Below are 23,404 nucleotides of genomic sequence, written 5' to 3' on the forward strand. Positions count from 1 at the left end.
CTCCTACAAGGACACCCTTAACCTGCTGAAAACGCCCTTCAACATGCGGGCGAATTCACAGGTGCGCGAGCCTGAGATCCAGGCCTTTTGGGCTGAGCGGAGGCTCTACGAACGTCTCAGCGAAGAGAACACGGGACCCTGTTTCACGCTCCACGACGGGCCGCCCTACGCCAACGGCGCCCTGCACGTTGGGCACGCGCTGAACAAGATCCTTAAGGACATCATTAATAAGACCGCCCTGCTGCAGGGCAAACGGGCTCGCTTCATCCCCGGCTGGGACTGCCACGGTCTGCCGATTGAGCTCAAGGTGCTGCAGGGGCTCAAGAGCAGCGAGCGGGCTGAGCTCACCCCCGTCAGCCTGCGCAAGAAAGCCCACGCCTATGCCCTCGAGCAGGTAGAAGGCCAAAAAGCCGGCTTTCGCCGCTGGGGCATCTGGGCCGACTGGGATCAGCCTTACCTAACCCTGCAGAAGGACTACGAGGCCGCCCAGATCGGGGTGTTCGGCGCCATGGTGCTAGCCGGCCACATCTACCGAGGCCTCAAGCCAGTCCATTGGAGCCCCAGCTCCCGCACGGCCCTCGCGGAAGCTGAACTCGAATATCCCGACGGCCACAGCTCACCCAGCGTGTTTGCGGCCTTCCCCGCGGTCGAGCTCCCCAGCGGCCTGGCGAGCACCCTCGAGCAAGCGGGTCTGGGCCCCGATCAAGCGACGGCCCAAGGCGGTCTGGCGGTGGCCATCTGGACCACGACCCCCTGGACGCTGCCCGCCAACCTGGCGGTATCCGTCAATGAACGCCTCGACTACGCCATCTGCGCCATCGAGGCCCATGGTGACAACCCCGCCCCTGCCGCCAGCCACCTGGTGGTCGCCGCAGAACTGCGCGAAAGCCTCGAAACCAGCCTGGGCCTGACCCTCAACCCCCTGGTCAGCGTCAAAGGGGCCGCACTCGAAGGCCTGCAGTACCGCCATCCGCTCTTGGAGCGCACCAGCCCGATTGTGATCGGCGGGGACTACATCACGACCGAAGCAGGCACCGGCCTGGTCCACACCGCACCGGGCCATGGCGTCGATGACTTCAACACCGGGCGCAAGTACAAACTCCCCGTGCTCTGCCCGGTCGATGAAGCCGGAAACCTGACGGCAGAGGCCGGGCCCTTCGCCGGCACGAACGTGCTGAAGGATGCCAACCCCACGATCATCAGCGCCCTTGAAGAGACCGGCCTGCTGCTGAAGCAGGAGCGCTACGAGCACCGCTACCCCTACGACTGGCGCACCAAAAAACCGACCATCTTCCGGGCCACGGAGCAGTGGTTCGCCTCCGTGGAGGGTTTCCGTCAGGCCGCCCTCGATGCCATCGCTCAGGTGGAGTGGCTACCCGCCAGCGGCCGCAACCGCATCGAAGCGATGGTCAGCGAGCGGGGGGACTGGTGCATCAGCCGTCAGCGCACCTGGGGCGTGCCAATTCCAGTCTTCTATCACCGTGAAACCGGCGAGGTGCTGCTCAATGAAGCCACCCTCAGCCACATCCAAGGACTGATCGCCGAGCACGGCGCCGATGTCTGGTGGGAGCGCGACGAAACTGGGCTACTGCCTGAGGCCTACGCCGCCGAAGCCAGCCAATGGCGCAAGGGCACCGACACGATGGATGTCTGGTTTGACTCCGGCTCTTCCTGGGCGGGCGTGCTCGGTGGAATCGAGGGCACCAGCAGCCGGGCGCCCCAATTGCACTACCCAGCCGACCTGTACCTCGAGGGCAGCGATCAACACCGGGGCTGGTTCCAAAGCAGCCTGCTCACCTCCGTAGCGGTCAACGGACACGCCCCCTACAAGCGGGTGCTCACCCACGGCTTCACCCTCGATGAGAAGGGCCGCAAGATGAGCAAATCCCTGGGGAACGTCGTCGATCCAGCGGTGCTGGTCTCGGGCGGCAAGAACCTGAAGCAGGAACCGCCCTACGGCGCCGATGTGCTGCGCCTCTGGGTGAGCTCGGTCGACTACTCCGCCGATGTCCCCTTGGGGCCTGGGATCGTCAAACAGCTGGCGGACGTCTACCGCAAGGTGCGCAACACCGCGCGCTACCTGCTGGGCAACCTCCACGACTTTGATCCCAGCCAAGACGCCGTTCCCTACGAGGAACTGCCGCTTCTGGATCAGTGGATGCTCCAGCGCACCGCGTCCTTGATTGACAGCGTCAGCGGTGATTTCGAGCGCTTTGAGTTCTATCGCTTCTTCCAGGCCCTGCAGAACTTCTGCGTGGTGGACCTCTCCAACGTCTACCTCGACATCGCCAAGGACCGCCTATATGTCAGCGGTGCCGACGACTTCCGCCGCCGCAGCTGCCAAACGGTGTTGGCGCTCGTTGTGGAACGGCTCGCCGGCCTGATCGCCCCAGTCCTGTGCCACATGGCCGAGGACATCTGGCAGAACTTGCCCTACTCCGTCGCGGAAACCTCGGTGTTCGAGCGGGGCTGGCCCACGGCTCCAGAGCCGTGGCGTCAGAGCGCCCTTGAGCAACCGATGAACCAGATCCTGGAACTGCGGGCCCTGGTCAATCGGCAGCTGGAAAGCTGCCGCAGCGCAGCCAAGCTCGGGGCCTCCCTGGAAGCGCAGGTTCAACTCAACTTGGGCGAGGGAAGCGCAGCAACCCAAGCCGCCCTCCACTGGTTGAGCGAAAGCGCCCATCCGAAGGTCGACAACCTGGCGGATTGGCTCCTGGTCTCGGCCCTTCAGATCGGCGGCTCAAGCCCCGACGCCGTGCTGGCCGAAGCGAGTGAGAACGGAATCACCGTCCGGATCAGCAAAGCTGACGGTCACAAGTGTGAGCGCTGCTGGCACTACGAAAGCGACATTGGCGAGCACGCCGCCCATCCAACCCTCTGCGGCCGCTGCGTCGGTGTTCTGACTTAAAGCCAGGCGGCTGGCTCGAGGAAGGCCTGAGCCCCTGAAGCACTGGAGAGGCACTGCTCAGCCTGGGGGTTGAGCGGGCCCTGCAAGAGCTCGGTCTGCTCGATCCGGGCCGCTTCAGGCAGCAGCGGCTGATCGGGATCAAAACCCGTGGGGTGGGAGACGCTGCTGGAGAAGCCCCGAAAGATCAGCAACTCAAAGGGCTCCAAACCATCAGCAACCGGTAAGGAACCCCGCAGACGCAGGACCCGATCAGGACGACTTCGGCTGATCTCCTCCAACTGCAGCAGCAGCTCAGCAACCTTCAACGCCATGGCCGTGCCCTAGAAACCACCGGCCACCCGGCCCTGCTTGGGCAAGCGGACAATCAGCCACTGCAGCAGGCCGACGCCGTAGGCCACTAGGGACACGTACCCAACAAAGGCAGCAATTGCAGCGGTCCAGCTCCCGCCAAAGACGAAATCAAAGAAGCCGGCCACACCGCCATGCAAGTCATCGGGGGCCTCAAGCCACACCTGGCAGATCGGCCTGGTCAATCCACCGCCGACACAGTTCAAGGCCACGGCACTCAAGGCCGCGCCCAGAAGGCCAAACACACTCAGCCCCCAGCGCCAGGCGCGCACCACGAACGGCAAGGGGCGCCAGGGCGGCAAGTCCGCCAACTCCTCATTGAGATCCACCCAGAACCAGACGCTGATAACCACCAGCAGCTGAGACAAAACCGCCAGCAAGTAGCCCAGGGGTCGGTTGTCGGTCAGCAGCAGCACGGTGATCAGCAGCAGGCTGGCCACCTTCCAATAGATGCCCATCAAGCGGGTTAACGCTTGCTCGCGCTTCAACGCCGACCAGATCAGCAGCACCAGGGGCAACCCCAGGGCGAAGACCGCAGCCAGGCGGTAATCCAGCCAGACGAGGGTGCGATAGAGCAGCAGATCTGGCACGCAGCAACACTCAGTCAACGGCCATTATCTGCAGCCCTGCCGCGAAAGGAAGCGGCTGTAAGGTCCGCCGATGGCCTGGACCGCTCGCCTCTCCCCATTTTTGCCCTGGCGAACAGCGCCGCAGCAGGCGCAGTGCACGACGGCGCTGAGCCGTGAGCCAGCCCTGGAAACCGCCATCGCCGATCTGGCTCAACAGCTCAAACAAGCCGGTCAGCGCAGCCAGGCTGACCTTGGGCTGGTGTTTTGCTCCAGCGCCTACGCCACCGACCTCCAGCGGTTCATGCCGCTGCTGCAGCAAGCGATTGGCGCGAAGCACTGGCTGGGCTGCTGTGGCGGCGGGGTCGTCGGCACCAACACCGAGGGCTCGGCCCAAGAGCTCGAAAACGAGCCCGCCATCAGCGTCACGCTGCTCTCTCTGCCCGAGACAGAGATCGAGCTCTTCATGCTCAAAAGCGATGCCTTGCCCGATCTCGACGGGTCACGGCAGAGCTGGATCGACTGGGCGGGAGTCGTCCCAGACGGCGGACATTCCATGCTCCTGTTCATTGATCCGACCTGCACGGCGATCAACGACGTGATCAGCGGCTTGGACTTCGCCTACCCCGAAGCCCAGAAGATCGGGGGCATCGCCGCGCAACACAACGCCCAACATGGCTCCCTGTTGCTCGGGGACAGCGTGGTGAACGGCGCCATCGGCTGCCTGATCAAAGGGGCCTGGCGCATTGATCCGGTGGTCGCCCAGGGCTGCAAGCCGATCGGTCCGGTCTTTGAGATTGAGCAGGCTGAGCGCAATGTGCTGCTGCGCCTGAGCCATGACGGAGACGCGGACACCCCCGTGGCCTGCCTGCAGACAATCCTTCAGGGCCTCTCTCCAGAGGAGAAGGAACTGGTACGGCACTCACTGTTTCTAGGAGTCGCCAAAACCAACTTCCAGCTACCCAGCGATGGATCCCCTGCTCCTGGACCCGCGGTTCTGGTGCGCAACCTGCTTGGCGTCGACCCCCGCACCGGATCAGTCGCGGTGGCCGAGCGGCTACGGGTAGGGCAACAGGTGCAGTTTCAACTGCGTGACGCCGAGACCTCACGGCAAGAACAACAGCAACTGCTTGGGCGGCAGCAAACCCGCAACGCCGACCCGCTGGCGGCACTTCTGTTTGCCTGCCTTGGCCGTGGCGAAGGCCTGTACGGCAGCCCCAATGGGGATGTGGAAGGGTGCCGGCAACAGTTCCCGGCCGTGCCCATCAGCGGTGCCTTCTGCAATGGCGAAATCGGCCCCGTCGCTGGTGCGACCCACTTGCATGGCTACACCGCCAGCTGGGGCTTTCTGGTGCCGAACACCCCCTGATTTCCGATGGTGCGCCAACACGTCAACCCGCTGAGCCGCTTCTTCCAGTTGCCGCTGGAGCTGCCCCCACCGCAAGAGCTCTTCGCCGATCCCGGCCTACCGGTGCATCTCGACATCGGCTGCGCCCGGGGGCGCTTTCTCCTAGAGCTCGCCCAGCAGCAGCCCCAGGTCAACCACCTCGGAATTGAGATCCGGCGTCCCCTGGTCACCGCCGCGGAAGCCGACCGTCAACAGCTCGGCCTGGGCAACCTGCACTATCTGTTCTGCAACGCCAACATCAGCACCAGCGCCTGGCTGCAGGCCTTGGCACCCGGTCAATTGGATCTGGTCTCAATCCAATTCCCCGATCCCTGGTTCAAAAAGAGGCACCACAAGCGACGGGTGCTGCAACCGGCACTGCTGCTTGCGATCGCCGCGGCCCTGCAACCGGGCAAGCGCCTCTTTCTGCAGAGCGACATTCTGGACGTCATCGAGCCCATGGTCGCCGTCACCGAAGCCAGCGGTTGCTTCAAGCGACCGGCGGACGACGCCAAACCCTGGCGCGAAGGCAACCCCCTACCGGTGCCAACCGAACGGGAGACCTACGTCCTCGGCCAAGACCTACCGGTGTATCGGGTGCTCTACGAACGCAACGAAACGCCGTTACCCAGCCTGGAAGCACTGGAGCAACGGCTGGAAGCCGCCGATAATCCCGAGACATCAACCCACCCCTCGGCATGAGCGCAGGATCGGCGCCATCCACCCCCTGGCTGTTGCGATGGCAGGGGACGTTGGGCAGTGCCAGCGAGGGGCCCCTCGGATCAAGACTCAGCCTGGTCGCCGGGATCGTGCTCTGCCTGCTGATGGCGGCGATGCCCTTTGTCACGCGGGCGGGCCTGAGCCTGTTGATCCTCTCCTCGGGGTTGCTTTGGCTGATGTGGTCACTCGTTCTCCCCGCCGGCCGCATCGGCCGCATCAGCGGTTGGCTCCTGCTGATGCTGGGCATCGCCGTATTGGCAACCGGGTTCTCGCCGGTCACCCCTGCCGCGTTCAAAGGCCTGCTGAAGCTGATCAGCTACCTGGGGGTCTATGCCCTAATGCGGCAGCTGCTTGCGCAGGCACCCCGCTGGTGGGATCGGCTGGTGGCGGCTCTGTTGGGAGGTGAACTGCTCAGCAGCGTCCTCGCCATTCGGCAGCTCTACGGCGACACCAGTGAGCTGGCCCGCTGGGCGGATCCCAACTCCGTCGCCGATGGAACGATCCGGGTCTACGGACCACTGGAGAACCCAAATCTGCTGGCGGGATACCTGATCCCGATCCTGCCCATTGCCTTGATTGCTCTGTTGCGCTGGCGTTCTTGGCCGCAACGCCTGTTTGCCGCCAGTGCCCTGATGCTCGGCAGCAGTGCCCTCTTCCTCAGCTACAGCCGGGGTGGCTGGCTTGGGATGTTGGGAGCCCTTGGGGCCACGGTCCTGCTGCTGGTGTTGCGGCAGACGCGCCACTGGCCGCCCCTTTGGCGCCGCCTCTTCCCGCTGCTGCTGATCGCGGCTGCGGTCTGCGTGCTTGTGGTCGCCATCACCCAAATCGAGCCCCTGCGGATCCGAGTCATGAGCCTGGCGGCCGGCCGCGGGGATAGCTCCAACAACTTCCGCATCAACGTCTGGCTCGCGGCCATCGAGATGATCCAGGAGCGGCCTTGGCTTGGGATCGGGCCCGGCAACAGCGCCTTCAACCTGATCTACCCCCTCTATCAACAGCCCAAGTTCAATGCCCTGAGCGCCTACTCCGTGCCGCTCGAGCTTCTGGTTGAAGGGGGTATCCCCAATCTGCTCGCCGCGTTGGGCTTGCTCTTCGCCAGCCTGCGGGCTGGTCTGAGCCAACTCAAAGGTGAGTCGATTTGGGCTCTGCCTGCCCTCGCCGCCATTGCCGCCATTGCTGGGCTCTGCGTTCAAGGCGCGACCGACACGATCTTCTTCCGGCCGGAAGTCCAACTCACAGGCTGGTTCTGCCTGGCCACATTGAGCGCCAGCCAAAACGCCAGCAGCAGTGATGGCTGAAGGCCCCCTGCTGGCTGGCTTTGACGCTGGACAAACCCACACCAGCTGCAAGCTGGCTTGGCTCAAGGGCAATGGAGAGCTGAGCCCCATCGGCCAGGGATATGGACCGGGAGTTCGCCATCTGGCCGCCCCAGGCGGCGAAGCCTGTTTCCGCGAGGCCCTGCAGCAGAGCCTTCGCGATGCACTCCAGCAAGCCGGACTGCCTGACGATCAGCCCTTCGCCGTCGGTGTGGGCGCCAGCGGCATTGAGCGGGGCAGCGCAATCCAGAGCCAAGGGGAAGCCTTGGCGGCCGATGCTCTCCACCTGCCCAAGGCCTCTGTTGCGGTCAGCGGCGATGAACACACCGCCCTCATTGGTGCCCTGGACAACGATCCGGGCGTTCTGGTGATCAGTGGCACCGGCTGCATCGCCCTCGGCCAAAACGGCTCAGGACGCTGGCATCGCAGCGGCGGCTGGGGCTGGCTTCTGGATGGAGCGGGCTCAGCAATGGATCTTGGCCGCGATGGATTAGCGATCAGCGTCCAAATGGCCGATGGCCGGCTGAGCGAAACCGCGCTGAAAGACCAGCTCTGGCAAGCCCTGGGAGTCAGCACTGCCCAGGAGCTGAAGGCCGCGGTCGTCGCCGAAGGATTTGGTGCCGCAGGCTTTGCCCGGCTCGCTCCGGTCGTGGACGCGAGTGCCAGCAGCGGCGATCCCCATGGCCGCGTGATCGTCGAGCGCTCCGCCCTGGCCCTCGCTCAGATGGTCAGCAGCATCGTCACAACGCTCGAGCTGCAAGCTCCACGGGTGTGTTGCAGCGGCGGTGCGCTTACGCACCTGAAGACGCTGCGTGAGGCCTTTGCCGCGGACCTCGCGCAACGCTGCCCAGGCGCAACCTTGGTGGGACCCAAGGGTGATGCCTGTGATGGAGCCCTACGGCTCGCCGTTCAGGCAGCGTTGAGGTGCTGATCGGCGAGTTCCGCGAGATGGCGACTCCAATGGTCGACATCCGCCTGCTGAGCCGCCTCCACCATCACCCGCAGCAACGGCTCGGTGCCACTGGCCCGCACCAACACGCGCCCGCTGCCGGCCATCGCTGCTTCGGCGGCCTGAACCTCCTTCAGCAGGGGCAGGCAGTTCTCCCATCCGGTGCGCTTGCTGCGATCTGGGACGGTGACATTCACCAATTTCTGTGGATAGGGCTGGAAGCTGCCATCGAGCCAATCACTCAGGGAGCCCCCCTGAGCCTGGATCAAGCTCGCCACCTGCAACGCCGTCAGCAGTCCATCACCGCTCATGCCGTGGCGGGCCGAAAGGATGTGACCGGACTGTTCACCGCCTAAAGACGCCCCGAGCTCCTCCATGGCGGCATGCACATATTGATCGCCGACCGCGGTGCGCTCAAGCACGCCGCCTTGGGCTTGCCAGGCGCGCTCAAACCCCAGATTGCTCATCACCGTCGCGACAATCCGGTTTTCCGGCAAAGCGCCCTCAGCCATCAGGGCCTGGCCCCAGAGGTAGAGGATCTGATCACCATCGACGACCCGGCCGCGGCCATCGACCGCGAGCATCCGATCGGCATCGCCATCGAAGGCAAAGCCCATGGCCGCACCTTGCGCGATCACCTTCGCCTGAAGGGCCGCGAGATGGGTGCTGCCGCAGCCCTGGTTAATCCGCGTCCCATCGGGCTGGCCATGGAGCACCGTGACATCGGCGCCCAACTCACGAAAGACGCTTTCACCGCAGCTCGTCGCCGAACCCCAGCAGAGATCCAGCACCACCTTGGCGCCATCGAGCCGGGCTGAACCCACGCTCTCGAGCAGGCGCTGGCGGTAGTCGTTCAGCAAATCCGGTCGCTGCTCGAGCCGTCCGTTGGCACGGAAACCGCTGAGGACATCGCCGCTGCCATGCAAGCCCGCTTCGATCTGGGCCTGCTGTTGCTTGGCCAACTTGGCACCGCAGGCCCCGAAGACTTTGATGCCGTTGTCATGGGGGGGGTTGTGGCTGGCCGAAACCATCAGACCGCCACTGGCTCCGAGCTGACGGATGGCCCCAGGAACGGCAGGGGTTGGACACAGACCGATATCCAGCACATCTCGGCCAGCCGCGGTCAGACCCGCGGCCAGGGCGGCCACCAACATTGGTCCGCTGCTGCGGGAGTCCATCCCCAGCACGATGGGACCGCCGTCGGGGAGAACCAGGCCGCACCAGTAGCCAACCTGGAGCGCCAGGGCCGGAGTAATCACCTGACCAACGCGGCCGCGGATGCCGTCGGTTCCAAAACTCGCCGTACCAGAAGGGAATGGCGCCCCAAGCGGAGACATGACGAGCCAGTGCATCAACGCTGGCGGCAGGCTAGGTCGTGTTTGGCATGCAGGCGGAGCCCATCTCACCAAGAATGCGCGCAGTGATTGCACCGCTTTGGCCCAGCGCCCCCTCTCCGCTGAACAACGCCAAAGCCTTCTTGGCACCGCGCTGATTGGTCTCTGCTGCCTTGGAACAGGCATTGCCCTGGCAGCCGGACGTCAGTGGCTGGTGCAACTGGCTCCTCCCCTAACCCCCAACAACAGCGCGGCCGAGCTAGCCCGCAACCGAAGGCAAAGCCTGGATCCAGACCGGAGACGGGATGCGGCACTCCTGCTGAGTGCCCAGCCCAAGAGCACGCCCGAAGAGCGCCGGTATTGGCTCCAGGGCCAGGGCTGGGGCAATCACGGAAGCAATCGAGTACTGGCCGCCATCAGCCTCAAGCGCGCGGCCCAGGCTGCCCAAGCCAGCGGACGCCCCCAGGAAGCCCAGGTGCTCTGGGGGGAATTGCTGCGCCGCTTCCCGCAGGAGCCCGCCAGTGCTGATGCCCTGTATGCCCTGGGCCGGCGGCAACCCAAGTTGCGGCGCACCCTGCTGAAGCGCTTTGCCCCCCACCCAGCAGCCCTGGCCGCAGCGCTGGAAGCAGGCGATGCGCTGCATCTGGCCCGCTGGGGAGCCCGCTGGCCCGGCGCTGAAACGCTCCTGCTCCAAACCTGCGAAGAGCAACAGGCCACGCTCAGCGCTGAAGACAAACAGCTGCTGGCCGCGGGTCTCGTGCAACTGGGGCGCGGCCAGCAGGCCCTGAACTGCCTGGGGGAGACGGCCCCCACAGCTGAACTGCAGCTTCGACTCGCCCAAATCCTGCTGCGTGGGAGCCGCGCGCAACAAACGCAGGCCGCAGAGTTACTAGGGCGCCTTGCCAACCGCGAGGGCCCGGAGGGATTCAAAGCAGCGCGCCTGCTGGCGCAGTCTCCTGCTCCCAGAGCGGTTGAACAGCTCCAGCAACTGCCGCCGTCGCTCCAGGACAGCGCCCCGGTGCAGGCACGTCTCGCCGAAGCCGGGATCGTTGACCCAGCAGCGGTGCTGAGCCGCTGGCCCAACGATCCCGCCAGCTGGGAGCTGCAGTGGAGCGAGGCCCGCCAGGCGCTACTGCAGCGTGACTGGAGCCAAGCCAGTCGCTGGCTCAGCCAATTGAACAGCGCAACCCTGCCAGCCCCCCTGGCGGCGCGCCAATTGTTCTGGCAAGGCTGGAGTGCCCAGCAACAGGGGGACCAGGCGAGCGCCGAGCAGTTCTGGCGGCGAACCCAACGGAGCCAGCCGCTGGGCTACTACAGCTGGCGGGCCCAAGAACGTCTGGGTGAGACCAGCAACGGCGAGCCCAGCGCAGAGGCGCTTCAGTTCTGGCAACCCCTGGCCAGTGCTGATCCACGCATCGATGCCCTCTGGCAGCGGGGCCAAGCGCTGGAAGCCTGGGAAAGCTGGCGCACCAAGCAAGGGGGAAAGCCCCCCCTCCATCCAGAGGAGTTCCTGATCGAAGGTCGCCTGCGCACGGCGATCGGGGATGACTGGACGGGCCTGGGACAACTCGAGCGCGCCAGCTTCCGCCTCCCCCAGATCGGCTGCAGGGGACAACTGGAGCGTGAGCGCCAGCTCCACCCGAGGCGCTTCTCAGCGGAGCTGAGTGCTGCCAGCCAAGCCAACGGTGTCGATCTGGCCCTCTTGCTGGCAGTCGCAAAACAGGAATCGCGCTTCAGCCCAACCGTGCGCTCAGTGGCCGGAGCCAGTGGGCTGCTGCAACTGATGCCGGCCACCGCCAGCGAACTGGCAGGAGAATCCCTGGACCATCAGGCCCTCAGCGACCCCGAACGCAACGGAGCCCTAGGAGCGGCTTACCTCAAGCAACTCCTCAGCGGCGCCGCGGGGAATCTTTTCCAAGCGATCGCCAGCTACAACGCCGGCCCCGGTGCCGTCGGCAGCTGGCTCAAACGTGAAGGCTTCGATCTGCAGCGCGAACCTGAGCTCTGGACTGAAGCCATCCCCTATCCCGAAACCCGGCTGTACACCAAAAAAGTGCTGGGGAATTACTGGAGCTACCGGCAGCTTGGCCAGCGGGCAGAAGACCTTTGCCGCTGACCTCAGCGGTTAACCGAAAACGAAGCCCAGATGGGCATAGAGGGAGCGACCCACCAGGATCCCGGACAGGACCCAACCGCACAGCACAAACGCGCTGAGCAAGGGAGCCGGGGCAATCCTCAGCCGCGTGAGATCCAGCCGAGCGAGCAAGACCGCAGAAGCCAACACCAGCACTTCCGAGAGCACCGCCAGGTGCAGCAGATACAGGCCCCCAGTGATCACCACCAGCAGGGTGACCACCAAGGTCAGGGCCTTACTGGCGGCCATCAGCTGCGAGAGCTCCCGCAGAAGCAGATCGGGCATGGTGCAAAGCACCACCACCAGAAGGGCCTGCATGCACTGCAGGGGCCAGAACCAGGGGCCAGCGAACTCCTGCTGCAAGGGGGTGCTGGCCTGGTCAACCAACTGCGGAGCCACATCGGCCCAGTGCAGGCCCATGAAAGCGCTGACACCAAACAGCACCAACAACATCGGTGCCCGCAGCGGCAGGACCAACAGGCCAAGAACAGCAGTCACAGGGCGCATGAACGGGCGCATCACTGGTCAGCGGTCACAGCTTGATCCAACACCAGGGCGATGGCTTCAAACGGACACGAGGGGATGCATTGCTCGCAAACCAGACAGCGCTGCGCGTTGAACGTCAGCCGCCAACTGGGGGCGGTGCAACTCAGGGCTCCACTTGGGCAGACGCTGGTGCAAATCCCGCAGTCCACGCAACGCTGCGGATCAATCGCAATCTCACCGGAGGCCCGGTTCAGGCCCAGACCCTGCCCCTCCAACCACTGCTCGGCCGCATCCAGATCGTCGATGTCGCCCGAGAGCTCCACCACCATCGTCCCGCTCTGATTGGGCGCGATCTGAGCCCGAAGGATTTTGGCGGCGATATCAAATTCAACCGCCAGGCGATAGGTAATCGGCTGATGCACCGCCTCCCGCGGAAAGTGAAGGGTGATGCGGCGTTTCAAGGGCGCAACTCAGCCACCGTCAGGGTATCGACGCGGAATGCGAACAGCCCTGGCAGATTGGCCCAAAGCATGAACACACCTCCTGTGGACAGCAACACAGCAGCCCTGGGAAGGCGCGAGCGGATGCTGCTCGCCGCGGTGGCAGCCCTGCTGGCCCTGGGGCTCTTCCTTCTGCGCGGTGGGCTCTCGCCGGCCGCCCCGTTGGAAAAACTGGCACGCCAATCGCTCGAACCCGCCGTCGCGCTCAGCAACGGCCGGCCGAGCCTGATCGAGTTCTACGCCGACTGGTGCGAGGCCTGCCAAGCCATGGCCCCAGCGATGGAGCGGGTGGAAGGCGAACACCACGAGCAACTCGATGTTGTGCTGCTCAATGTCGACAACCCCCGCTGGCAACCGGAGGTGGATCGCTACGACGTGAATGGCATCCCGCAGCTGGAGTTCTTCGATGCCAGTGGCGCCCCCATTGGCCGCGCCGTTGGGGCCCGCAATCAAGGCGAATTGGAGGCCCTGAGCGCCGCCCTGATCAGCGGTTCCCCCTTACCGGCCATGGCTGGAGTCGCCGAGACCAGCGTTTTACCGAAAGCAGAGACCACCGCCATGGCAGGTCCCCGCAGCCACAGCTGAGTCCCGCAAAGCCCGTTACCCTGCAGCACCAGCTCCCAACTCCATCGCCCGCCCATGAAACGCTTTCGGGTTGAGCTGATTGCAGCGACCCCCAACCCCCAGCAGTGCGTCTACGCGGGGATGCACCAGGACTACAGCGAAGGGTTTGTGGCCGCTGATCGGGCGGAATGGCCTGATGAGACCCGTGCCGGAGAGATCTGCGTCAAACGTCTACTGGCCGGCGAGCGCGGTCACTACGGCCCGCTCGAGCACGCCCAGATCGTTCTGAATGTCGGCTGGTTCCCCCACTCTGTGATGCAGCAGGCCCGCACCCACAGGGTGGGCGTGAGCTTTGACGTCCAATCGATGCGCTACACGGGCGATCGGATCTGCCGTGCGGCCAACGGGGAACTCGAACTGGAAGAGGTCTTCTACCTCCGCCCTGAAGGGCAGTACAGCGATCGACAAGGCAAGAAGTACACCTACACGGCTGAAGAGCGGCAGAAGGATCTCGCCCTCTGCCAAGTGGCCGCTGAGCGCTACCGCGACATGCTGGCGGCAGGCTTCGCGGAAGAACACGCCCGCGGCATCTTGCCCTTCGATTACCGCCAGCACTTTGTGGTGAGCTTCTCGCTGCGGGCGTTCCTGCACTTCATGGACCTGCGCGCCAAGCTCGACGCCCAGGAAGAGATCCGGGTGCTCTGTGACCTGATGTGGCCACACCTCCAGGCCTGGGCCCCAGAGTTTGCGGCTTGGTACGAAAAGAGCCGCCTACACAAGGCGCGCTTGGCTCCCTGAGCCTCAGATTCGCGCCAGAGTCACCCGCTCGGGCTGGTGCTGGTACTTCCCGGCCCGGTCCTTGTAGGTCGTCTCGCAGGGGTCTCCTTCAAAAAAGAGCAGCTGGCAGATGCCCTCATTGGCATAAATCCGGCAGTCCGCACCGGAGGAGTTGCTGAACTCCAAGGTCAGGTGACCTTCCCAGCTGGCCTCAGCTGGAGTGGTGTTGACGATGATTCCCAGGCGGGCATAGGTGCTCTTGCCCAGGCAGATCACGGTGATGTTGGGTGGTACACGCATCTTTTCGAGCGCCACACCCAACCCATAGGAATGGGCCGGGAGGATGAAGTACGCGCCGTCTTCGTCCTCGTGCAAGGGCACCGGCTCCAAGTTGGCTGGATTGAAGCGCTTGGGGTTCATGATCGTTCCAGGCACGTGCCGGAAGATCAGGAACTCCTGGGGGGACAGGCGCAGGTCGTAGCCATAGGACGAGCAGCCAAAGCTCAGCACCGGCTTTTCGCTGTTCTCAGGGTCGAGATGACGAACCAGCTGCGGCTGAAACGGCTCGAGCATGCCTGCAGCGGCCTGCTCATTGATCCAACGGTCGTTTTTGAGCATTAGAAACCTCGGCGCAGCTGGGTGACCTGATCAGCCATGGCCAACAAAGCCGTGGGCATGGACGGCCCAGTCAGGATCACATCCAGGTGAGAGGGCCGCTGCTCCAGAGCAGAGACCACTTCCACCTCAGCCAGATAGCCCAACTCCACCGCCAGACCGAGCTCATCCAGCACCAGCTGATCGAGCTGACCACCCAGGAGCTGCTCCCGGGTGTACTCCCAGATCTCCCTCACGGCCTCCACATCCGCCTGGGACGCAGGCGTGGGCTCCGCCAAACAACCCGACACCGCTGGCCTGAGCCACTGCAGACGGCCACAGAGCCAGACGCTGCGCTCGAGGCCTTGATCGACGCCACCTTTAAGAAACTGGCTGACCAGGACACGACTGCCCAGTCCTGCACTGCGCAAGGCCTGACTGAACACCCCGCTGAAGCTGCCGCGGAACGGCGCTGTATGCACCTGAAGTTGCCCCTCCTGCTGGGCCGCCAGACGAACGCTGCGGGAAGGAGCAGACGCTGGAATCGAGGCCAGCGGGCGCAGGTGTCCAGCACGGGGCGTAGCGCTGGGAGTGGCTGCAAGGCTGGCCGTCATCGATTGCATGGCTGCCGCTTGGGATCCTGAATGTAGCGGCGTTAGGCCGTCCGGCAAGCAACAAGCACTACCTGTAGTGCAAACACCCGTACCATCGAGACACTGAGCCAGCCCGCAATGAGCAGCACCCAACCCCGGCGGGACGGCCGCGGCGCCATGGATCTGCGCAGCACTCGCTTCGACTGGGATCCGATGGGGTTTGCCCTGAGCTCAGTCACGGTTCACACGGGGCGAACCGCCGTGATCTGCAGCGTTTGCCTCGAAGAAGGCGTCCCGAAATGGCGAAAAGGTTCAGGCAAAGGCTGGCTGAGTGCCGACTACAGACTGCTGCCGGCCAGCACCCCCAGCCGCCAGCCAAGGGAGCTGATTAAGCTGAGCGGCCGCACCCAGGAAATTCAACGCCTGATTGGCCGCAGCCTCAGGGCCTGCCTCGATCTCGAGGCTCTGGGCGAGAGGACGCTGCAGATCGATTGCGACGTTCTGCAGGCCGACGCCGGGACCCGCACGGCCTCCATTACTGGGGCCTGGGCCGCCTTGGCCCTGGGACTGCGCCGGCTCGAGCAGCGGGGGGTGCTGGAGCGATCTCCCTTAATCGGTCAGGTGGCAGCAGTCTCGGTTGGCCTGGTCGATGGGGAAGCGCTACTGGATCTGGACTACAGCGAAGACAGCCGAGCCGAGGTGGATTTGAACGTGGTGATGAATCAAGAGCAGCATTTGCTCGAAATTCAGGGCACCGCAGAGGGCGCACCCTTCAGTCGCCAACAGCTTTCTACCCTGGTTGACCTGGCCGAAGCTGGAATCCAGCGCCTTCTGAGCGCTCAGAGCCAGGCCTTGGCAGAAGCCCCGAATTAGTTTCAATGGCTACATGGCTGCCCTGGACTGATCCGTAGGTTCATAAACACATCAGTCGCGCTGACATGGTTGTGGCCACGCAAGGATTCAGCCGCTACTCCCCTAGCCCCACTACCGGTACGTCCGTGATCGCACCGATCGCGGGCAGTCCGCTACCGCCTAATGCAACGCTCCTGGATGTGATCCGGGGCCTCAGCGGCAGCACGACGGAAATCGTCGAGCGCGGCAAAACGATCTTTTTCCCTGGGGATCCAGCCGAGAAGGTCTACCTCCTCAAACGCGGAGCAATCCGCCTCTCCCGCGTCTATGAATCGGGCGAGGAGATCACGGTGGCGCTCCTGAGGGAAAACAGCCTGTTCGGGGTGCTCTCCCTGCTGACTGGTCAGCGCTCGGACCGCTTCTATCACTCCATTGCTTTCACCCGCGTCGAGCTCGTGACAGCCCCCGCCACCTCGGTGCGGAAGGCCATTGAGCAAGACCCCGCGGTGGGCCTGCTGCTGCTGCAGGGCCTGTCCTCTCGGATCCTGCAAACCGAGACCATGATCGAAACCCTCACCCACCGCGACATGTCCTCGCGACTGGTGAGTTTCCTGCTGGTGCTCTGCCGCGACTTTGGGGTTCCCAGCAGCGAAGGCATCACGATCGACCTGCGTCTCTCCCACCAGGCCATCGCCGAAGCGATTGGATCCACCCGGGTCACCATCACACGCCTGCTGGGTGACTTACGCAACGACGGTCTGGTGCAAATCGACCGCAAGAAAATCACCGTTTTCGATCCCTTGGCCCTCGCCAAACGCTTCAGCTAAACGGCTGAACTGGTGGCTGATCCCAGCTGATTTCCCACCGCCTGCAACCGATACTGACCGTCGTCGCCCAACGTCGTGTCCGGCTGGATCCTCATCCTGGCGCTGCTCATCCTCGGGGGAGTGCTCTCCACCCTGGGAGATCGCTTGGGATCCAAGGTCGGCAAGGCGCGTCTGAGCTTGTTTCGGCTCCGGCCCAAGAAGACGGCCGTGGTCATCACGGTCCTGACGGGCAGCTTGATCAGCGCGATCTCGCTCGGTCTGATGCTGCTCGTCAGTGATCGCCTGCGCACGGGGCTGTTCGAACTCGATCAGATCGAGCAGCGCTTGCGGGACAGCCGCAACGACTTGGCACAGAGCCGCACAGCCCTTCGCAGTGCAGAGAAGGAACGCAGCGAGGCCCAAAGCCAACTCAAGGTGGTGGCCCAGCAGGCCAGCCGACTCCAACGGGAACTGGCCCCGCTGATGGAGCAACGCCGGCAACTGGAAGCCGAGCGCGATCGCCTCAGCCGCGACATCGCGGCCAAGGATGCAGACCTACAACGCAACCGCTCTGAGCTCGCCAAGCTGAACAGCAAGATCAAGAGCAGCAGCCAAGAACTGGAGCGCCTCGAGCGCAATCTGATTGCCCTACGGCAAGGCGATGTGGTGATCAGCAGCGGCCAACTCCTCGAGGTCGCCAAGGTGCGAATCGAGAAACCCAGCCAGGCCAGGGAGGTGATTCACGCGCTGCTGCAACGCACGAATCTGAACGTCTACCAACGGGTGCTACCCGGGGAGACACCCAACCGCCAAATCCTCCTGGTCCCGCGCAGCGACATCAGCAAATTGGAGACGACCCTCAGCAAGAGAGGTGAGTGGGTGGTCAGTCTGATCTCGGCCGCCAACGTGCTCAAGGGCGAGCGTCAGGTGGTGGCTTTCCCAGATGTCAGGCCCAATAAGCGGGTCGTTCGCAGCGGTGAGCAACTGGCCACCACCGTCCTGGAGATCGATGAACGATCACCAGATCAGGTGCGCAGCCGCCTCAACCTGCTCCTAGCCGCGGCCTTCACCCGCGCCCAACGCCAAGGGGCTCTAGCCAATGGCCTCCAATTCGACCCGGCGCGCCTCAGCCAACTGGCCGACGCCCTGGTGAACCGTCCCCAGGGAAAGACGGCGAAACTCGAGGCCGTCTCGAGAGCCAACAGCGATCTGGCCGACCCCATTGCCGTGGACATCCGCTGGCAAAGCCCATGAGCACTTGGCTCGGCCTGGACCCAGGCCTCAGCAAATGTGGATTGGCCTTGTGTGACCAGGTCGCCGGGATGGTCACCGTCGCCGCCGTGCTCTCTCCTGAGGACTGCCTGGCTCAAATTCAGATCTGGCAGGTTGACCCTGGCCTCGAAGCGGTGGTGCTCGGCAATGGAACGGGCAGCAAACACTGGCAACAAGAGCTCATCGCCCTCGGCCTCAGCGTCCACGTGACCCCTGAAGCTGGAACCACCCTGGCCGCACGCTCGCGCTACTGGCAGCTGGAACCGCCTCAAGGCTGGCGGCGATTACTGCCGGAGGGCCTCAGGCTGCCCCCACGGGACTACGACGATGTGGTCGCGCAGCTGCTGCTGGAACGCCATTGGGGCACTGAACTCAGACGTTCTCCTGGCTTGCCCCTGCTGCGCCTCAAAACTTCGCGCGAACGTTGAAGGCGTAGTCCCCACCAGCCTCCAGCTGGTAGTCGGTTTTCAGCAGGAAGCGCAGCAACGCGTCCTGAATCAAAGCCCGGCCCAGGGAGGGCTCCACCTGCAGCTCGCCGCGATCAAAGAACCAGGCGAAGGTCCACTGAAATCCACCAGCACTAACCTCACCCTCGAGCACCCGCTGGCTAAAGCTTTGGCGCAGCACCCGCAATTGCGCCGTCGTGGTGGGGAGGCGACTCACGCGGACTCAGGCAGTGGGTTGCTCGACCAGCTTGGCTGCAGAGGGAGCAACAAAACCGTTGAGCCTGTTACCAGCCCGCTCAAACCCCAGGCGTTGGATCAGATCGAGGCCAGACAAGACCTCATCAATGACTTCCCCAAGAACCGGCTGTTCGGCGACTGCAAAGCGGCCGAGCACGTGGCCAACGGTGCGCTGTTTGCGCTCAACCGGGTTCAGTGCAGGGGCACCAATCCCAATCCGAAGGCGAGGAAACTCTTGACTCCCGAGATGGGAAATGGTGCTGCGCAAGCCGTTGTGTCCCCCAGCACCACCCGAGAGCCTCAAGCGCAATCGACCAAGGGGAAGATCCATGTCATCCACAAGGATCAGCATCTGAGCCGGTTCAAACCCAAACCAATCCAGAGCCGCCCGAATCGAGCGACCGCTGTCGTTCATATAGGTCTGGGGCATCAACAAACGCAAACGCTCTGCACCTTGCCCCACTTCAGCCAGCAAGCCATGCAACTTGGACTGCTGCTTAAAGCTGCTGTTTTGACGCTTCGCCAACTGCTCAAGCGCCATGAAACCGACGTTGTGGCGGGTGCCTGCGTACTTCTCGCCCGGGTTACCCAAACCAACAACAAGACTCAAAGGAGTCATGAATGCCTCAACCGGCCGCTTGCTCGTCTTCGGCCTTGAGTTGAGGCTGCGAATCGGGAGTTGCCTGAGTGACTTCAGCTTCCACGGTGTCGACGGCCTTACGGAACTCCTGCTCAAATTCCTTCGAGGCGGACTGGAAGCCCTTCAAGGTTTTCCCAAGGGTGCGACCCAATTCAGGGAGGCGCTTGGGACCAAACACCAAAAGACCTACGGCGGCAATCACCGCCATCTCAGGAAGTCCGATCCCAAACACGTTCATCGAATCAGCCGATGCCGTTCCAGTTCACGGTGATGCCGTCGAGGATCAGCGACTTGTTGTACAGCTGAAGGATCACCAACAGGAACACCAGGAACAGGGCCATGAACACGCCCATCACTGGAGTGGTACCCCAGCCAGGCACAACCTTGCCGTACTCGGAGTTCAGGGGACGCAGCAGATCTCCCAGGCGGGTGCGTTGAGCCATGACGGGCTGTGCTCTCTGGCAAGGAGTAGGTGTCGTTACTGTAAGGGGCCTGGCTGCTCGAGCGGCCGGCCCCGTCGAGAGTTGTGATGGAAACCACCTCCCCAGCCATGTCAGTGGCACTGGCCGTCTTGGTCGTGCTGCTGGGCCTGACCGGCTTCGGGATCTACACCGCTTTTGGACCACCGTCGAAGCAGCTCAGCGACCCCTTCGACGACCACGAGGACTAGTCGCGTTCCAACTCCAGAGCCAGCAGCTGCCACGGCTTGAGCACAAGGCCTCCGCGCGTCCATGGCTCACTGTCTCCATAACGCCAGCGCCAGTTGGAGACCAGGGTCCAGCGCTGTCGCTGGGGACTCAGGTTCTGCAGCCTCAGCGCTAGTCGCCCTGGGCGAGACCCAGGCCTGCAACTGAGAACCCGGACCTGGGCATTGGCCCAGTCGACGCCCTCCAACAGGTCGATGGAACCGGCGATCTCGCGCTGACCACTGACCTCCTGGGCGCGACGTGGAGCAGGCCGAATCCAAAGGGGCTCGCGAAAACGCCCTGCCAAACGGGGCACTTCAGCCGAACTCCAGCCGTGCCGAGAGGGGTACAACGCGAGGCGAAGGCGCTGGATGCCGTTATCGCCAGAGGGATCCGGCCAGGTGGGAGCCCGCAGCAAAGAGACGCCCAGCTGATCTGAAGTCACGGAGACCCCCTGGGGACCATCCAGCAAGACCGCCAGACCTCCCGCACCCGCTTTGGACTGGCTGGCCACCCAGCTGATCGCCGTCACTTCCCAGCGAGCTTGCTCCCTCGGCGTCAAGGCATGGGCCGGCCGCTCGAGGACCCCAGCGGAGGTATCAGCGGCGTAGCGCTCGGCCACTTGCGCCAACGGCAACTCCAGCCGCAGGAGCTCATGGCGCTGGCGCCAATCGACCGTCAAGGTCAACTCCACATACGGAGAAGCAGCCCGCAGCTGAATGTCGAGCCGGAGCGGGCTTTGCCCGCAGCGGCCTCGAGCCACAAACCGGCAGCAGAGCGGTCCTTGCTCCACCAGCTCTGGAGCTCCCTGCCATAAGAGGGGCAAAGGGTGGTCGCGGTAGTCCGCCGCGATGTCCCAGGCATCCCAAAACTCCCCCTGATCGCGCCAACGGCGCCATTGGATGGGCCCTGAGAGTTGCGGCACACCGTCACCCCCCCAGAGCTGCTGGATGCCGTCCGCCCCGATCTCCACCTGCACCAACCCGTTGCCCAATCGCCAGGTCTCACCGGTGGCCTCCAGGGCAACCGGATGCGTGATGTCCGCAGGGGCCTGCATGAGCCGATCGGAACGCTCGAGGGGGATCGCCTGAAGGCCAGCGGGCAGGGGGAGTTGAACCCAGGTGCCGCCGGTCGTCCGCGCCTGGCTCGGGAGCTGGTCTTGGGCACCCTGGATGCACCACGAGCCGGCGGGCAGGCGCAGGGTCACCAGCTCAGCGGGCTGGGGTTGCAACTGCACCAGCCACCAGGGCTGATCGCCGCCGCGGGCTGGAAGTCGGTCCTGCAGAAGGCGATCCCGCTGACTGGAGGCCTGGCGGCGCGCCTGCCGCCATTGGGGTTCCGCCTGCTCAAAAACCTCGGGAATCGAGGTGCCAGGAAGGATGTCATGGAACTGCTGAAACAGCAGCGGCCGCCAATCAGCGCCAGGCTGGCCCGCGCCCCCGAGGTGGAGCAGGGCCGAGGTCCAGTCGAGTTCCCTCAGCAAGCGCTCCAGGGTCCGGTTGTGGCGCTTTTGATCGGGGCGGGTCGTGGCACAGCCCTGATGCAGCTCGAGATAGAGCTCATCGCGCCAAACTGGCAGCCCGCTCGCCAGCGGATCCAAGCCCTCGAGGTAGCTGCGCAAGGTTCCGTGCTGCTGCGGGCAGGCCACGGGCTGGTGCTGCCAGAGGGCCAACTGCTCGAGCATCTCCGCGGTCGGACCACCACCGTGGTCGCCCACCCCCGGGAGCCAAAGGGCCCGATCCACGCCCGTCGCCGCCTGCCACTGCTGCCGGTAGGTCTCCATCCCCTGGGGATCGCCACCAGTGCCAATCGGAGCCGTCGCCAACGCCAACAGCTCTGAGCCATCGGCACTACGCCAACGGAACAAGCGATGGGGGAAGGCGTTGGTGCTGTTCCAGGCCAACTTGTGGGTGCAGAACCAGCGCACTCCGCTCAGCTGCGCAACGGCAGGCAACCCGGCGGCGAAGCCAAAACTGTCCGGCAACCAGCACAGCTCGTGTGACCACTGGGGAAAGCGGCTGCGGCTATAGGCCTGCCCCTCCTCGAACTGCCGCAGCAGCGATGGGACACCCACCAAGACGCAATCGCTTTCAACCCACGGGCCATTGATTGGCTCAAAGCGGCCCTGCTCCATCGCCGCTTGAAGGCGGGCAAAAAGAGCCGGCCGGTGCTGCTCAATCCAGGCGTACAGCGCCGGGGTGGAGTGGGCGAAATGAAGCGATGGATCCCGATCCATCAGACCCAGCGCCGACTCAAAGGTGCGAATCGCCGCCTGCCAGGTGTCCGCCACCGGCCACAGCCACGCCAGATCCAGATGGGCATGGCCCAGCAGATGAAAACCGCCAGGAGGACGGGCCTGGGCGAATTGCCTCAAGACGCTGGAGACACCCCCAGCTTCCAGCTGAGGCTGCAAGGCAGCCAAGGCCTCCGGCGCCAGACGTGAGGCCCCAAGAGCCAAAGCATCGGCGGCAAGCACCCCAGCGGGGTCGCCGAGACCAGTGGGCTCCTGATCGACCCGGCTATGGATCAAGGCGCCGTCGTCATGCAGGGGAGAGCGCAGCCGCAATTCCAACGGCAAGGGCTCCCCGTCCCACCAGGAGGACGGCAATTCCCAGCGGCAGGCGCTGTCGAACAGGTCACCTTGGTGAACCAAGACGCCGCCGGCCCAAAGCTCCGCGGCATCTGCCCACCAGCAGAGGGCCAAACGGGCGCGCCTGTCCACCTGCTGAATCGCCTGCCAGGGCTCTGGGCAAACCAAGTCCAACCGCAGGCTCAGCCAACGCCCACCGCGCGGCCAACTCAACAGTCCGCGTCGATGCCAGTCAGGGCGGTGGCACGCACCCCAGGGGTCGTCCAAGGCCAAACGACTGTCCCCACCTGGACTTTGCACGCTCCAGAGCGGCAGCAGGTCCCAACGGGTTTGTGCCTGAAACGTTTCAATCCAGGAGCGAACAGCGCCCTCTGGCCCCTCTGTCATCAGTCAGCGTGTTCACGACCCATAGGATGATGCGGCTGCCGCCGGCTCGTTTAGGGCCCATTTGGCGCTTGTCACTCCCTGTCACCCGCCGGACAGACCCATGCTTGCCCTCAAGATCTCGGTTTACTCGGTCGTTTTCTTCTTTATCGGGATCTTCGTGTTCGGCTTCCTGGCCAGCGATCCCAGCCGCACCCCAAGCCGCAAGGACCTTGAGGAGTGATCCTCAGAGCCCCTGAGGTGGGCTGAGCAACCGGCACGACCTCATCCGTTTGACCAGATGGCCGTGGCAGTATCACGGCCTTGCGCGACTCC

General features: G+C 64.3%; 26 protein-coding genes. 14 read left to right on the plus strand and 12 right to left on the minus strand.

The genetic code is table 11. The features are described 5' to 3' along the window. The first annotated feature begins 43 nt into the window (after nt 1-43). Nucleotides 44-2,908, plus strand: a complete 2,865-nt coding sequence (ileS, locus tag ACLM42_RS10360; RefSeq protein WP_415400168.1) for an isoleucine--tRNA ligase — start codon at nt 44-46, stop codon at nt 2,906-2,908. Here ileS and ACLM42_RS10365 read toward each other — a convergent pair. Both ACLM42_RS10365 and ACLM42_RS10370 read right to left on the minus strand, forming a co-directional pair. Then, complete coding sequence (locus tag ACLM42_RS10365) at nt 2,905-3,219, minus strand: hypothetical protein (protein ID WP_415398999.1); 315 nt, start codon at nt 3,217-3,219, stop codon at nt 2,905-2,907. The genes ileS and ACLM42_RS10365 overlap by 4 nt on opposite strands. Before the next feature lie 9 nt (nt 3,220-3,228). Further along, nucleotides 3,229-3,846: a DUF3177 family protein gene (locus tag ACLM42_RS10370; RefSeq protein WP_415399000.1), complete on the minus strand. Its 618-nt coding sequence runs from the start codon at nt 3,844-3,846 to the stop codon at nt 3,229-3,231. Nucleotides 3,847-3,916: 70 nt separating this feature from the next. Between ACLM42_RS10370 and ACLM42_RS10375 the strand changes: the two genes are divergently transcribed. Genes ACLM42_RS10375 through ACLM42_RS10390 form a run of 4 tightly spaced genes read left to right on the plus strand, consistent with a single transcriptional unit; the run spans nt 3,917 to nt 8,176 of the window. Further along, nucleotides 3,917-5,191 carry an FIST N-terminal domain-containing protein gene (locus ACLM42_RS10375; protein WP_415399001.1) on the plus strand — a complete coding sequence of 425 codons (1,275 nt, stop codon included), beginning with the start codon at nt 3,917-3,919 and terminating at the stop codon, nt 5,189-5,191. A 9-nt stretch (nt 5,192-5,200) separates the two neighbouring features. Then, nucleotides 5,201-5,911, plus strand: a complete 711-nt coding sequence (gene trmB, locus ACLM42_RS10380) for a tRNA (guanosine(46)-N7)-methyltransferase TrmB (RefSeq protein WP_415400169.1) — start codon at nt 5,201-5,203, stop codon at nt 5,909-5,911. Then, nucleotides 5,908-7,227, plus strand: coding sequence for an IctB family putative bicarbonate transporter (locus tag ACLM42_RS10385; RefSeq protein ID WP_415399002.1), 1,320 nt, complete (start codon nt 5,908-5,910; stop codon nt 7,225-7,227). The genes trmB and ACLM42_RS10385 overlap by 4 nt, the downstream gene beginning before the upstream one ends. After that, nucleotides 7,220-8,176, plus strand: coding sequence for an N-acetylglucosamine kinase (locus tag ACLM42_RS10390; protein ID WP_415399003.1), 957 nt, complete (start codon nt 7,220-7,222; stop codon nt 8,174-8,176). Before ACLM42_RS10385 ends, ACLM42_RS10390 begins: the two co-directional genes overlap by 8 nt. On the opposite strand, the gene glmM is transcribed toward ACLM42_RS10390, so the two are convergent. After that, nucleotides 8,155-9,531 (minus strand): phosphoglucosamine mutase, encoded by a 1,377-nt coding sequence (glmM, locus tag ACLM42_RS10395; protein ID WP_415399004.1) that lies wholly within the window; start codon nt 9,529-9,531, stop codon nt 8,155-8,157. The genes ACLM42_RS10390 and glmM overlap by 22 nt on opposite strands. 97 nt (nt 9,532-9,628) lie before the next feature. Here glmM and ACLM42_RS10400 point away from each other — a divergent pair, with 97 nt between their 5' ends. Continuing rightward, a complete protein-coding gene (locus ACLM42_RS10400; protein WP_415399005.1) occupies nt 9,629-11,644 on the plus strand; it encodes a transglycosylase SLT domain-containing protein in 2,016 nt (671 codons plus the stop codon). Between the two features lie 9 nt (nt 11,645-11,653). Here ACLM42_RS10400 and ACLM42_RS10405 read toward each other — a convergent pair whose 3' ends face one another. Both ACLM42_RS10405 and ACLM42_RS10410 read right to left on the minus strand, forming a co-directional pair. Then, nucleotides 11,654-12,181 carry a hypothetical protein gene (locus tag ACLM42_RS10405; protein WP_415399006.1) on the minus strand — a complete coding sequence of 176 codons (528 nt, stop codon included), beginning with the start codon at nt 12,179-12,181 and terminating at the stop codon, nt 11,654-11,656. Then, on the minus strand, nt 12,181-12,609 hold the full coding sequence (locus ACLM42_RS10410; protein WP_247909527.1) for an NIL domain-containing protein: 429 nt from the start codon (nt 12,607-12,609) through the stop codon (nt 12,181-12,183). The genes ACLM42_RS10405 and ACLM42_RS10410 overlap by 1 nt, the downstream gene beginning before the upstream one ends. Nucleotides 12,610-12,678: 69 nt before the next feature. Here ACLM42_RS10410 and ACLM42_RS10415 point away from each other — a divergent pair, with 69 nt between their 5' ends. Together ACLM42_RS10415 and thyX are read left to right on the plus strand one after the other, a co-directional pair. Continuing rightward, nucleotides 12,679-13,233 carry a thioredoxin domain-containing protein gene (locus tag ACLM42_RS10415; RefSeq protein WP_415399007.1) on the plus strand — a complete coding sequence of 185 codons (555 nt, stop codon included), beginning with the start codon at nt 12,679-12,681 and terminating at the stop codon, nt 13,231-13,233. Between the two features lie 54 nt (nt 13,234-13,287). Continuing rightward, nucleotides 13,288-14,010 carry an FAD-dependent thymidylate synthase gene (gene thyX / locus ACLM42_RS10420; RefSeq protein ID WP_415399008.1) on the plus strand — a complete coding sequence of 241 codons (723 nt, stop codon included), beginning with the start codon at nt 13,288-13,290 and terminating at the stop codon, nt 14,008-14,010. A gap of 3 nt (nt 14,011-14,013) precedes the next feature. On the opposite strand, the gene dcd is transcribed toward thyX, so the two are convergent. Next, complete coding sequence (gene dcd / locus ACLM42_RS10425; RefSeq protein ID WP_415399009.1) at nt 14,014-14,607, minus strand: dCTP deaminase; 594 nt, start codon at nt 14,605-14,607, stop codon at nt 14,014-14,016. Further along, the gene (locus ACLM42_RS10430; protein ID WP_415399010.1) at nt 14,607-15,197 is read right to left on the minus strand and encodes a cob(I)yrinic acid a,c-diamide adenosyltransferase; all 591 of its coding nucleotides are present in this window, start codon (nt 15,195-15,197) and stop codon (nt 14,607-14,609) included. The genes dcd and ACLM42_RS10430 overlap by 1 nt, the downstream gene beginning before the upstream one ends. A gap of 117 nt (nt 15,198-15,314) precedes the next feature. On the opposite strand from ACLM42_RS10430, the gene rph reads away from it, so the two are divergent. The 4 genes from rph to ACLM42_RS10450 all read left to right on the plus strand — a co-directional run bounded on the left by rph (nt 15,315) and on the right by ACLM42_RS10450 (nt 18,534). Further along, nucleotides 15,315-16,049 (plus strand): ribonuclease PH, encoded by a 735-nt coding sequence (gene rph / locus ACLM42_RS10435; RefSeq protein WP_415399011.1) that lies wholly within the window; start codon nt 15,315-15,317, stop codon nt 16,047-16,049. A gap of 65 nt (nt 16,050-16,114) precedes the next feature. Further along, entirely contained in the window at nt 16,115-16,855 is a 741-nt protein-coding gene (gene ntcA, locus ACLM42_RS10440) for a global nitrogen regulator NtcA (protein ID WP_415399012.1), read from the plus strand. A gap of 75 nt (nt 16,856-16,930) precedes the next feature. Next, the gene (locus tag ACLM42_RS10445) at nt 16,931-18,088 is read left to right on the plus strand and encodes a DUF3084 domain-containing protein (protein WP_415399013.1); all 1,158 of its coding nucleotides are present in this window, start codon (nt 16,931-16,933) and stop codon (nt 18,086-18,088) included. Further along, the gene (locus ACLM42_RS10450; RefSeq protein WP_415399014.1) at nt 18,085-18,534 is read left to right on the plus strand and encodes a resolvase; all 450 of its coding nucleotides are present in this window, start codon (nt 18,085-18,087) and stop codon (nt 18,532-18,534) included. Before ACLM42_RS10445 ends, ACLM42_RS10450 begins: the two co-directional genes overlap by 4 nt. On the opposite strand, the gene ACLM42_RS10455 is transcribed toward ACLM42_RS10450, so the two are convergent. From ACLM42_RS10455 to psbH, 4 genes are read right to left on the minus strand one after another with little or no spacing between them, the layout of a single operon-like run. Then, the gene (locus ACLM42_RS10455) at nt 18,512-18,769 is read right to left on the minus strand and encodes a DUF3146 family protein (RefSeq protein WP_247909533.1); all 258 of its coding nucleotides are present in this window, start codon (nt 18,767-18,769) and stop codon (nt 18,512-18,514) included. The genes ACLM42_RS10450 and ACLM42_RS10455 overlap by 23 nt on opposite strands. A gap of 6 nt (nt 18,770-18,775) precedes the next feature. Then, a complete protein-coding gene (gene pth, locus ACLM42_RS10460; RefSeq protein WP_247909534.1) occupies nt 18,776-19,408 on the minus strand; it encodes an aminoacyl-tRNA hydrolase in 633 nt (210 codons plus the stop codon). A gap of 7 nt (nt 19,409-19,415) precedes the next feature. Continuing rightward, the gene (locus tag ACLM42_RS10465; RefSeq protein WP_247909535.1) at nt 19,416-19,667 is read right to left on the minus strand and encodes a TatA/E family twin arginine-targeting protein translocase; all 252 of its coding nucleotides are present in this window, start codon (nt 19,665-19,667) and stop codon (nt 19,416-19,418) included. A 4-nt stretch (nt 19,668-19,671) separates the two neighbouring features. After that, entirely contained in the window at nt 19,672-19,872 is a 201-nt protein-coding gene (psbH, locus tag ACLM42_RS10470) for a photosystem II reaction center phosphoprotein PsbH (RefSeq protein ID WP_010314489.1), read from the minus strand. An 86-nt stretch (nt 19,873-19,958) separates the two neighbouring features. On the opposite strand from psbH, the gene psbN reads away from it, so the two are divergent. Further along, a complete protein-coding gene (gene psbN / locus ACLM42_RS10475; protein WP_247909536.1) occupies nt 19,959-20,099 on the plus strand; it encodes a photosystem II reaction center protein PsbN in 141 nt (46 codons plus the stop codon). Here the strand turns inward: psbN and ACLM42_RS10480 are convergent. Then, nucleotides 20,096-23,092 (minus strand): alpha-mannosidase, encoded by a 2,997-nt coding sequence (locus tag ACLM42_RS10480; protein WP_415399015.1) that lies wholly within the window; start codon nt 23,090-23,092, stop codon nt 20,096-20,098. The genes psbN and ACLM42_RS10480 overlap by 4 nt on opposite strands. 100 nt (nt 23,093-23,192) lie before the next feature. Here ACLM42_RS10480 and ACLM42_RS10485 point away from each other — a divergent pair, with 100 nt between their 5' ends. Beyond that, nucleotides 23,193-23,312, plus strand: a complete 120-nt coding sequence (locus tag ACLM42_RS10485) for a photosystem II reaction center protein I (protein ID WP_010312075.1) — start codon at nt 23,193-23,195, stop codon at nt 23,310-23,312. Nucleotides 23,313-23,404 lie beyond the last annotated feature (92 nt).

It is taken from the genome of Synechococcus sp. W4D4, from assembly GCF_047716805.1.
Classification (GTDB): Bacteria; Cyanobacteriota; Cyanobacteriia; order PCC-6307; family Cyanobiaceae; genus Vulcanococcus.

Bases quoted from the DNA above. Each gene is read 5' to 3' on its own strand.
- psbN (WP_247909536.1), top strand. From the start codon at position 19,959: ATGGAAACCACCTCCCCAGCCATGTCAGTGGCACTGGCCGTCTTGGTC.
- ACLM42_RS10430 (WP_415399010.1), bottom strand. From the start codon at position 15,197: ATGACGGCCAGCCTTGCAGCCACTCCCAGCGCTACGCCCCGTGCTGGA.
- ACLM42_RS10450 (WP_415399014.1), top strand. From the start codon at position 18,085: ATGAGCACTTGGCTCGGCCTGGACCCAGGCCTCAGCAAATGTGGATTG.
- thyX (WP_415399008.1), top strand. From the start codon at position 13,288: ATGAAACGCTTTCGGGTTGAGCTGATTGCAGCGACCCCCAACCCCCAG.
- ACLM42_RS10375 (WP_415399001.1), top strand. From the start codon at position 3,917: ATGGCCTGGACCGCTCGCCTCTCCCCATTTTTGCCCTGGCGAACAGCG.
- pth (WP_247909534.1), bottom strand. From the start codon at position 19,408: ATGACTCCTTTGAGTCTTGTTGTTGGTTTGGGTAACCCGGGCGAGAAG.
- dcd (WP_415399009.1), bottom strand. From the start codon at position 14,607: ATGCTCAAAAACGACCGTTGGATCAATGAGCAGGCCGCTGCAGGCATG.
- ileS (WP_415400168.1), top strand. From the start codon at position 44: ATGCGGGCGAATTCACAGGTGCGCGAGCCTGAGATCCAGGCCTTTTGG.
- ACLM42_RS10390 (WP_415399003.1), top strand. From the start codon at position 7,220: ATGGCTGAAGGCCCCCTGCTGGCTGGCTTTGACGCTGGACAAACCCAC.
- rph (WP_415399011.1), top strand. From the start codon at position 15,315: ATGAGCAGCACCCAACCCCGGCGGGACGGCCGCGGCGCCATGGATCTG.
- ACLM42_RS10465 (WP_247909535.1), bottom strand. From the start codon at position 19,667: ATGAACGTGTTTGGGATCGGACTTCCTGAGATGGCGGTGATTGCCGCC.
- ACLM42_RS10405 (WP_415399006.1), bottom strand. From the start codon at position 12,181: ATGCGCCCGTTCATGCGCCCTGTGACTGCTGTTCTTGGCCTGTTGGTC.
- glmM (WP_415399004.1), bottom strand. From the start codon at position 9,531: ATGTCTCCGCTTGGGGCGCCATTCCCTTCTGGTACGGCGAGTTTTGGA.
- ntcA (WP_415399012.1), top strand. From the start codon at position 16,115: ATGGTTGTGGCCACGCAAGGATTCAGCCGCTACTCCCCTAGCCCCACT.
- ACLM42_RS10415 (WP_415399007.1), top strand. From the start codon at position 12,679: ATGAACACACCTCCTGTGGACAGCAACACAGCAGCCCTGGGAAGGCGC.
- ACLM42_RS10385 (WP_415399002.1), top strand. From the start codon at position 5,908: ATGAGCGCAGGATCGGCGCCATCCACCCCCTGGCTGTTGCGATGGCAG.
- ACLM42_RS10365 (WP_415398999.1), bottom strand. From the start codon at position 3,219: ATGGCGTTGAAGGTTGCTGAGCTGCTGCTGCAGTTGGAGGAGATCAGC.
- ACLM42_RS10485 (WP_010312075.1), top strand. From the start codon at position 23,193: ATGCTTGCCCTCAAGATCTCGGTTTACTCGGTCGTTTTCTTCTTTATC.
- ACLM42_RS10480 (WP_415399015.1), bottom strand. From the start codon at position 23,092: ATGACAGAGGGGCCAGAGGGCGCTGTTCGCTCCTGGATTGAAACGTTT.
- psbH (WP_010314489.1), bottom strand. From the start codon at position 19,872: ATGGCTCAACGCACCCGCCTGGGAGATCTGCTGCGTCCCCTGAACTCC.